We start from the raw sequence: 10,246 nt of genomic DNA, 5'->3' as shown, positions 1-10,246 counted from the left end.
TCGGCTTGTACAGCCTCAGGGGAAAGGAAAGAGTATCGGGCACGGTCTTGAATTTTGAGTCGCTTCTTTACGGTACTTCTGTTGCAGGTGTAGCTCTATCCCTTGTCGCCATGCTGTTGCTTGCGAAAGCAATGAGCGGTGTGTCGGAGCTTATGGAGCTACATCACCATATTTTTGAAATGGTCCTCATGGGGACCGACGTCGGGTTGACCTGGATGGTCCGAATAGCTGCCTTGGTGTTGGCAATTATTGGCGTCGCGTTGAATAAGCGATTTCCGACACCCAGTCTCTGGATCGTCACCGTATGCGGAGCGATTGCGTTGGCGACGTTGGCTTGGACAGGGCACGGCGCCATGGATGAAGGCAGCCGACGCTACTGGCATTTCATCACCGATATATTCCATCTTCTAGCCGCAGGTGGCTGGCTGGGTGCTCTATTGGCATTCGCTCTACTGCTGCGGTTGAAATCGCTAAAGGGCGAACAAGAAGCTCGAATTCTTGCACGGGTGCTGACTGGTTTTGAATCGGCCGGCGCTGTAATCGTAGTGATTATAAGCATCACAGGCGTAGTGAATTACCTGTTTGTCATCGGTCCAAATCTCGATGAAGTGATGCTCACTACGTACGGTGTACTGCTGTTTTTGAAGGTCCTGCTCTTTGCCGGGATGATCGTGTTAGCCACGCTGAACCGCTTTCACCTAAGTCCGGTATTGGAGCGTTCAGTTCGAAATGGAGAATACTCTGCCGCGGTCAATGCTTTGCGCCGCAGCATGACACTCGAGTTTTCAATGGCAGTCGTCATAATTTGTCTTGTCGCATGGTTAGGCACTTTAAGTCCGGAAATGGAAATGAGCGCGGAATAGATGTACCTGACTTCGGAGAGGTGACGAGCTTCTTGGAAACCTGCATCTCACCTGACCCGAACGCGAAACTCGACTAATCACAGCGGAGGTGATCACCGTATTTTTGACAACTTTTTGTGATTAACGTCTCAAACAGCAAAATGCCGGAGTTCGATCGCAAGGTGCTGGAGGTTTTAAGGGAGCCGCTGGAGTCCGGCCACATCGTAATTTCCCGCGCCAAGGACCGCGTGAGGTTTCCGGCCCGCTTTCAATTGGTGGCCGCGATGAACCCCTGCCCCTGTGGATATCTCGGCGAACCCAGTGGCAAATGCAGCTGTACACCGGACATGGTCCAGCGTTACCGAAACAAACTGTCAGGACCGCTGCTGGATCGCATCGACCTGCATCTGACCGTCGCGCGGGAAGCCACGGCGTTGAATCCTGCGCTCAAACCCGGTGATGACACCGCCACTGCTGCGGAACTGGTCGCCGCCGCCCGGGAGCGTCAAAACAAACGCCAAGGTTGTGCCAACGCATTCCTTGATTTGCCAGGGCTGCGTCGACACTGCAAGTTATCCACAACCGACGAAGCGTGGCTGGAAACTGCTTGCGAGCGTTTGACTTTGTCCCTCCGGTCGGCCCACCGCCTGCTCAAGGTCGCACGCACGCTGGCAGACCTTGAGCAGGTCGATGGCATCACCCGCGAACATCTGGCGGAGGCATTGCAGTATCGGCCGAGCACAAACTGACGAAAGTCATTCCTTGGTGAGATCCACCAGCGGCGCCTGCCTTACCTCAGTCTCCCGCCCACCTTGAATCTCACTCACACGCTTCAACGCCTTATCCACAGCCCCCTTATCTGCCAACAAGCTGTAATGGATTTGAAACTGCCTCTGCTCTTTAACGCCAATCATCGGCACCAAACCAATCGGCCGCTGATACCGACGGTTGTAAGAAAAACTCGTCCCCGGTTCCAACCCGGTCACATACCCCTGCCCTTGCGTATCCGTGTTCTTCCACAACGAAAACACCGGCAACTGCTGCGTATTGAACCCCACCGACACCCCAAGGCTCCCGGCTTTGTTATGCAACACGGTCAGCGTGTCGCCCTTGGCATCGCCATAAGGCACGACGTTGTAAACCGTCTCGTCGTAGTCCTTGGTCGGTGCACGGTAAGTCTGCCAATCCGGTAAATCCCCTTTGGCCTTGTCGTTGAACGGCGACACCTGTTTAACCGGCGCTGCAAAACGCGCGCCCTGCTCCAGGAATGGCGTGCTGAAGTTGCTGTGGTACAGCGCCTGGTATTCCTTCGGGTAGTCGCCGTTGTTGGTCAACGTGTCGTTCAGGGCGAACGCTACGCTGCCGGGCTCAGTGACCAACTCAGTCACCACAGAGAAATCGACTTTTTTGAACGCCTGCTCTTTCAGCTCGCCGCGCAGGCTGATGGCGTAAGGCGGTTTTTCGTCGATGTGCAGGGTGACTTTGCTGGCCGGGATGTTGGCGGCGCGGCCATGCAGGGTCAGCAGTTCGCCGTTGTCGATGCCGGGATGGCCGACCCATTCGTAGCCGCAGCGAGCCACCAGTTCGTTGAAGCCTTCGAGCCAGCCCAGTCCGCCGCGGCCGTTGAGTTCGATGAAGGACGGATTGACCACGTCCTTGACCGGAGAGTCCCAGCCCATGCGCACATCGCCGACCGATGCTTGCAACACGTTCATGCCGCGAGTGGGCACCACCGAGAGTTTCATTGTGCCGTTATCGATGTCGACGATGCTGACGCCCTCTTGCCGGCCGCCGTGCAAGGTGCGCAGGGTCACGGAGAAGGGTTTGTCGGTTTTGACACCGAGTTGCTGGCTGGTGATCTGCCAGTTCTGGGCAGCCTTGTCGCTGTCGAGCAGGACGTAGTCCCAAGCCATGGCGTGGGAGGCGGACAGCGCGCCAAGGGCAACGACTAATTTGAGAGGGGTCATGGGGAAGCCTTTCTTGGAGTTGTGCATTTTTTATAGCGCTGATGAAACGATTCAGCAAGCTTAAAAAAGCGGACGTCCGAGTCTTCCCAAATCAATTCACATTGCCCCCATGCAACCTCCGCACGCTTACGCTAGTCTCATACGGTTTTGGACCTCTGCTGATTGACGGCGACATCATTATGACATTAAGGTCGCCAGCTAAATGCAGGAGCAGGAACAGACGCCTTTGTCTGTCATTTTTGCGCAACGGAACATATGGAGTTTGAATGCGCGGGGCATTATTACGCAGCGGTAAGAGCGGGTCATTCACAGCCCTGGGCGAAACAGGTCAACCGGTCTATCGGGCTGCCCTGCAATTGCGCGAAGCCATTCGCCGCAAGAACCCCGACATGGTCGACCACCTGGCCATTCCTCAAAGCGATGAACTCGGCAACCAGATCGATTGGTACAGCGGTATCGAAGGCGATGTGATCCCGTGGAGCAGTGCGACCGAAGAAGAACGCGCTCCGGCCCGTCGCCAACTTGAAGCCCTGAAGACTGCGCTCGATGAGTTGAGCCAGCGTTTCCTGGGCACGGACCCGGCCGAACAGCAGCAAGGCGACAAAGCCGTGTTCGGCAAGCTGCTCAAGCGCGTCATTCATTTCCCTGACGAAAACTTCGTCTACCTGGTGCAAGGCAAGCCGGTGCTGACCTTCTGGGGTTTCGAGCACGCCGGTACCGGTAATCGCGATCCCCTGCACTGCCTTTATCAGGTTCCGCCCGTCTTCACGCTGCCACCCGTGGTTGAAGAACCGGTGGTGGCGCCCGTCGTGCCCGTGGTAGCTCGTCCGTGGTGGCGTCGCTGGTGGTGGCTGTTGCTGCTGCCGCTCCTGTTGTTGCTGTTGTGGCTGTTGCTCGGCCTGCGCGGTTGCGTACCGATTCCATTGGTGGCGGTGGACTTGCTGCCCGAGGGCATCGTGCCGGTGGAAAATCAGCTGGAAGAGCCACAACTGACCGGCAATGTCACAACGCTGAATGGCGTTCCCGTGACCGGCACGGTCGCTGGTTCCACCACAGGCACCGCCGTGACCGGCACCCAAGGCTCGGAAGCCCCGGCGCTCGCTGGCAACGAAGCTGACGCCGCGACTGCCGGCATCACGCAAGACCCGGCCGCCGAATCCCCAACCGCGCCACCCGCGCCACCGGAAGCCGAAGCCAAAACCGAGGCACCTGTCACCACACCACCCGACGCACAAAAATCCGCCGCCGCAGCCGCAACCACAAAACCGGGTCCGGCCTTGAGCATTCCGCCTGACGCCGCCGACGGTGCCGCCAAGTTCCTCGACGGTCAGTACCGCGCCGGTGCCGGCATTCAGGATCGCCGGACCGGCAAGCCGCTGCGCCTGGAATACCAGCTCAAGGACGGTAAGGGCGAAGTCACCGTACACCAGGCCGACGGCACGAAATGCAGCGGGCCGGTGAGCGCTACCATGAAAGGCGGCAGCCTCGCCATCGACAGCCAGGGCCAGGCCGTGTGCGGCGATGGCAGCACTTACGACATGCCCAAGGTCAACTGCCGCAAAGGGGCGACCACGGTCGCGGACTGCACCGGCGGTTACGGAAAAGATCAATTCCCCATGTCCATGCGGCAAATGGGCGAATAAGACTGGAATAACCCGACATGTTGCCTGAAGTCACCCAATTCGAAGACACCGTCACGCTCGTCAGTGACACCGGTATCCAGTTCATGGATTTCGCCCTGCGCCTGGATCCTCGCAAGGAACCGGCGGGCGAGTTCGCGCCGATGATCAGCGGGCTGATCTGCCGGCTGATGTACAACGAAGAGAAAGACTTCTACTTCTACGAGCCCGAACCGGAAAAGGTCGAGAAGGCCAAGCCGGCGTTCAGCGTCGACATGAAAAGCAGCCTCGAGCTGTTGGACGGTGTCTGGCTGCCGACGCCGTTTTTCCGTTTCATGCCGCCGCACCGCTTCGACGAAGGCCCGACCAACTGGTCGCGGATGCGCCTGGTGAAACTGGCCACGCCAGACATCGACGGCAACACCCATCGCCTGACGATGGCGTTCGACAGCCGCGTCATGCCCAAGCGTGACGGCACCGCCTACCTGGCGCCGAACGAAGAAGACATCAGCTCCGGCGTGTCCTTCAAACTGGCGACCAAGGCCAGCGAAACCCGTTGGTTCCTGGCCCAGCCATGGGTCAACGAATGGCTGCTCGAAGTGTTCAACGAAGGCAATGCCCATCGTTCCCGCGAAGAGCTGGACATCGACATCCGCGCCAACCATCACCTGGCGCACTACCTCAACCTGCTGAGCCTGTTGAGCACGCCGTCTGCGGCAGCGCAGTCGACCGCCAGGCCGAAGGTGGAAATCCCTGAGCTGAAAGTGGTGGCCAACGACAGCAATGGCCTGGTCAAACCGATTCCGGTGGACCTGGTGCTGGACGTCGGCAACTCACGCACCTGCGGCATCCTGATCGAGAACCACGGTCAGGCCGGCTCCGGGCTGAAGCAGAATTACGTGCTGGAACTGCGCGACCTGATCACCCCCGAACACACCTACAACCTGCCGTTCGAAAGCCGTGTGGAGTTTGCCCAGGCGTATTTCGGCAAGGACCACTGCTCGGTCAAGAGCGGCCGTCACGATGCGTTCCAGTGGGCGACGATCGCCCGGGTCGGCAACGAGGCCAGCCGTCTGGCCAGCCGCCGTCGCGGCACCGAAGGCTCGACGGGCCTGTCCAGCCCGAAACGTTACCTGTGGGATGAAAACGCCTACGGCCACGGCTGGCGTTTCAACTGCTCGTACATCAAGACCGACAACGAGCCCTACGCCACCGCCGCGCCGTTCTCGCACCTGATCAACGAAACCGGCGAGGCGCTTTACAGCCTCGAAGAAGACGATCGTCTGCCGGTGTTCATGCCGCGTTACTCGCGCAGCTCGCTGATGACCTTCATGCTCGCCGAAGTGCTGGCCCAGGCGTTGTCGCAGATCAACAGCCCGGCCCAACGCTCGCGCCAGGGTCACACCCGCGTGCCGCGCCAGCTCAACAGCATCACCCTGACCGTGCCGCCGGGCATGCCCCAGGCCGAGCGCAGCATCCTCAACGAACGCATGCAGCAGGCCATCGGCCTGGTGTGGAAAAGCCTCGGCTGGCACGCCGGCGAGGAAGATCCGCATCAGGATCAGGCCGTCAGCCCGCGCACGCCGATCCCGAGCATCCGCGTGGAATGGGACGAAGCCTCCTGCGGCCAGTTGGTGTACCTGTACACCGAGGTCAACGAGAACTTCGCCGGTCACCCGGAAGAGTTTTTCGACACCATCGCCCGGCCAGACAAGACCGACCGCGAACGCATCACCCTGGCGACCATCGACATCGGCGGTGGCACCACCGACCTGGTCATCACCGACTATCGCCTCGACCGCGCCGGCAACACCGGCAGCGGCAGCAACGTGCACATCGTGCCCGAGCAGCGTTTTCGCGATGGCTTCAAAGTGGCCGGCGACGACATCCTGCTGGACGTGATTCAGGACTTCATCCTGCCGAGCTTCGAGAAAGCCTTGCAGAACGCGGGCGTGAAAGCCCCGGATTCGCTGATGTCGCGGCTGTGCGGCGACGAATCGGTCAGCGCCCAGGACATGATTCTGCGCCAGCAACTGAACCTGCAGGTGTTCGCACCGCTGGGCCTTGCGTTGCTTAAGGCCTACGAGCATTACGACCCGCAAGTCCCGCAGGAAGTCAGCCCGCAAAGCTACCGCCAGTTGCTGGGCGACAACGCGATCAGCCAGACCGTCCTTGACTACGTCAACGCCGCCGTGCGCCGCGATGTCGGGGGCCAGAGCGGTTTCGACCTGTACGAATCGCTGATCGGCTTCGACCTGCAAAAGCTCCACGCCGCGTTCCTCAACGATCAGATCAACATCACCAAGATCCTCGGCGCACTCTGTGAAGTGGTCGCGCACTATCCGTGCGATGTGCTGCTGCTGACTGGCCGCCCTTCGCGTCTGCCGGGCATCCAGGCGTTCATTCGCAAGGTTCTGCCGCTGCCACCGGGGCGCATTCTGGCGCTGCAAAACTATCGCACCGGCGGCTGGTACCCGTTCCACAAGAATGGCCGCATCGACGACCCGAAAAGCACCGCTTCGGTGGGCGCGATGTTGTGCCTGTTGTGCGCCAACCACAGCGTGCCGAACTTCTACTTCCGCTCTTCGGCGCTCAAACCGTATTCGACGGTCAAGCACATCGGCGTCATCGACCTGAACAACGTGATCAAGGATGCCGACGTGCTGTACCGCGACATCCAGTCCGAAGACTACAAAATCAAGTTGCCGGAAATCGGCACGGGCGATGACGCCGACACGCCGCAGCTGGAAATGCGCGGCGACCTGCGTCTCGGTTTCCGCCAGTTGGCCGCCGATCGCTGGGCGGCTTCGCCGCTGTACACCCTGCGATTCACCAAGGCCGGTCGGGAAAAGTTCTCCCGGGCTATTGGAGAAAACGGCAGTGCGCCGCTGCTCAAAGTGCGCTTCGAGGTCAAGGCGGCCGACAAGTACACGCGCAAGCAGGATCTGGTCAGCGATCGCCTTTCGGTTCGCGACATCGAATCCAACAGTAACAACGTCAACTTCAACCCGCGCAGCGACCTCGAGCTGGAACTCAACACCATGCTCGACGCCGGCCTGAGCGAGACCAAGTACTGGCTCGACAGTGGAAGTGTGAAACGCAAATGAATGACCTGACCCCCGAACAAACTCAGCTTTCAGCCCGTTGGGCCGCTGTTTATGAAGGTGCCGGTCAGGCGCTGGAATGGATTGGCCAGACACGCGGCAACGCGCCACGGCTGGACAGCGAAGCCGACAACCTGAACATCCGCCTGCACCGCGCCCGCAACCTGGCCCACAGCCTCGGCCGCGTGGCCTGCACGCCGATGACCATTGGCTTTTTCGGCTTGTCCCAGGCCGGCAAGTCCTACCTGATTTCGGCCCTCGCGGCCGGTCAGAACGGCAAACTGGAAACCGATTTCGGTGGCCAGCGCCTGGACTTCATCAAGCACATCAACCCGGTGGGTGGCGGCAAGGAAGCCACCGGCCTGGTGACGCGCTTCAGCCGCCGCGCCACGCCGAGCCAGGATCCGCAGTTCCCGGTCGAACTGACGCTGTTCAAGGAAATCGAGCTGGCGAAGATTCTCGCCAACTCGTGGTTCAAGGACTTCGACCTTGAGCGGATCTCCTACGAGATCGACGAAGCGCGCATCCAGCGCGTGCTGAAGCCGTTTGAAGGGCGCGAGACCGGGCCGCTGCAACCGGGCGTCAGCGCTGACGATCTGGTGTCGCTGTGGGATTACCTGCGCGACAACTTCCGCAATTCGGTGAAGAAGCTTGAGCACCTGTATTGGCCGACGGCGCTGCAACTGGCGCCACGCCTGAATTTCCAGGAGCGTGCCGAGCTGTTTTCCATCCTTTGGGGTGAGCAAAGCGAGCTGACGCGCGTGTACCAGCAATTGGCCGGCGCGCTGCACAAGCTGGGCCTGCCCGAGACCGTCTTCGCGCCATTGAAGGCTTTGGTAAGTTTCGAAAACGACACCTACAGCCAGCGCGACAGCATCATGAACGTCGACATCCTCGAGCGCTTCGGCAGCCCGCGGGACTTGCCGATCGACGTGCGGCCCCGGGTCGACGGACGCCTGCAAAACAGCCAGGGCATCCCGGTCGCGCAACTGGCGGCACTGACCGCCGAGATGACTTTCGGGTTGATCGAAGCCCCGGCGGACGACATCGTCAACCAGGTCGACTTGCTGGATTTCCCCGGTTATCGCGGGCGCAAGAAGCTGCACGAGATAGCCGACTCCAACGACCCGGAATCCGCCACCAAGGACAACTCCGTCTCGCAGCTGATTCTGCGTGGCAAGGTCGCTTACCTGTTCGAACGCTACACCGACAACCAGGAAATGAACGCGCTGGTGGTCTGCACCGGCTCGACCAAACAGAGCGACGTCAACGACGTCGGCCCGGTGCTGACGCGCTGGATCGAAAAGACTCAAGGCGCCGACGCGGCCGCCCGCAGTAAACGCGACACCGGTCTGATCTGGGCGCTGACCATGCTCGACCTGCGCATCACCAACTCCCTGAGCCTGACGCCTGATCAGTACGACGAGAGTTGGAACGGCATGGTCAAGCTGACCATGCTCGAACGCTTCGGCAGCCTGAGTTGGATGAACGACTGGGCCGGCACGCCGTTCCAGAACACCTTCCTGGTGCGTAAACCGCGCATGGATGCCGCATTCATCGTGCAAGACGCCAGCGGCGCCGAAACCGGCCTCAACCCCAGCTACCTGGAGCGCGTCGACGCCCTGGGCACAAGCTTTGCCGGCAACGAACTGGTGTGCAAACACATCAACAATCCCGCCAACGCCTGGAAAGAAATGCTGCGCAACGATGACGGTGGCATCAGCCATTTCAGCGGCAGTTTCAAAGGCGTGGCCAACATTGAATTCAAACTGCAGCGCATCCGCGAGCAGCTCAGCGAATGCCTCGAAGGCCTGACCACTCACGGCCTGAGCACCTGGTATCACGCCGACGGTGACGGCGCCGCAGCCGCCAAAAAAGCCCAGGCGCAGATGATACTGACGGGCCTGGGCCGTCGTCCGGCCGTGCTCGGCGAGTTCATCGATGAACTCGACATGCCCAGCGAGTCGGTGCGCGACCTGTACCTCAGTGGTGTGTACGAAACCGATGACGCGCCCGCCGCCAGCGATGAGCCGGCCGCGCCGACACCGAGCCAGAGCCTGTACGGCAACGACGCCGGGTTCGATTTTGATTTCGGCGACGACCTGAGTCACGACACACCGGCCGCCAGTAAATCCAACACCCCGACGCCGGAACTGCAAAGCAACGAACACCGCTTCGCCAAAGCCGCGTTCAAGGCCTGGATTGCACACCTGCGCGAACTGACCACCCGGCAAAGCCTGCTCACCCTGCTAGGACTGGAAAAGGCGTTGATCGAAGCGGTGGTCGACGAATTGATCACGGCCGGTTACCGCCAGGACTTGCCCGGCCAACTGAGCCGTGCGGTGCTCAAGCGTGCACAAAGCGGCGCACGGCGCGATCAACTGGTCGAACGCCAGGTGCTGGAAGTGCAACGCGTGCTGCGCGACTTCGTGTCCTGGTTCGGCTACCTGCAAAAACCGGTCAACGAGCGCCCGAACAGCCGTGCCGGTGCCAAGGCGCCCTTGTTCTCGTTCTATACCGACATCGGTCCGGGACAAGTGCCGGTGTTGCCGCCGCAACCGGCGAACCAGGCGCAGCGGTATCTGGGCGACTGGCTCTCGGGCCTGGCCTACATCACGCAGGACAACGCCGGCCATGGTGCCGGTCGCGAAATCACCCCTGAACAGAATGAACGGCTGGGCCAAGTGCTCACAGCCTTCACAGCGAGATAAGCA

Annotated in this window: 5 protein-coding genes and 1 pseudogene; 5 read left to right on the top strand and 1 reads right to left on the bottom strand. The window is 60.5% G+C overall.

Features of this window, described 5'->3' with window-relative positions; translation table 11 throughout:
• The coding region (copD, locus tag FHL16_RS14630; RefSeq protein ID WP_077748599.1) for a copper homeostasis membrane protein CopD at positions 1 to 863 on the top strand (863 nt) is incomplete at its 5' end.
• Between the two features lie 137 nt (positions 864 to 1,000).
• Positions 1,001 to 1,591, top strand: a pseudogene (locus FHL16_RS14625) (ATP-binding protein); the annotation flags it as partial.
• 6 nt (positions 1,592 to 1,597) lie between these two features.
• Here FHL16_RS14625 and FHL16_RS14620 read toward each other — a convergent pair.
• Positions 1,598 to 2,809 (bottom strand): aldose 1-epimerase family protein, encoded by a 1,212-nt coding sequence (locus FHL16_RS14620; protein WP_077748592.1) that lies wholly within the window; start codon positions 2,807 to 2,809, stop codon positions 1,598 to 1,600.
• Between the two features lie 266 nt (positions 2,810 to 3,075).
• Between FHL16_RS14620 and FHL16_RS14615 the strand changes: the two genes are divergently transcribed.
• From FHL16_RS14615 to FHL16_RS14605, 3 genes are read left to right on the top strand one after another with little or no spacing between them, the layout of a single operon-like run.
• Positions 3,076 to 4,452: an SrfA family protein gene (locus FHL16_RS14615; RefSeq protein WP_010465126.1), complete on the top strand. Its 1,377-nt coding sequence runs from the start codon at positions 3,076 to 3,078 to the stop codon at positions 4,450 to 4,452.
• A 17-nt stretch (positions 4,453 to 4,469) separates the two neighbouring features.
• The gene (locus FHL16_RS14610; protein WP_010465128.1) at positions 4,470 to 7,535 is read left to right on the top strand and encodes a virulence factor SrfB; all 3,066 of its coding nucleotides are present in this window, start codon (positions 4,470 to 4,472) and stop codon (positions 7,533 to 7,535) included.
• On the top strand, positions 7,532 to 10,243 hold the full coding sequence (locus tag FHL16_RS14605) for a putative virulence factor (protein ID WP_077748591.1): 2,712 nt from the start codon (positions 7,532 to 7,534) through the stop codon (positions 10,241 to 10,243). Before FHL16_RS14610 ends, FHL16_RS14605 begins: the two co-directional genes overlap by 4 nt.
• Positions 10,244 to 10,246 lie beyond the last annotated feature (3 nt).

The organism is Pseudomonas sp. FSL W5-0299, assembly GCF_005930655.1.
GTDB classification, from domain to species: domain Bacteria; phylum Pseudomonadota; class Gammaproteobacteria; order Pseudomonadales; family Pseudomonadaceae; genus Aquipseudomonas; species Aquipseudomonas mandelii.
The sequence above is the reverse complement of the archived record's forward strand: the minus strand, read 5'-3'. Positions and strand labels throughout refer to the sequence as shown.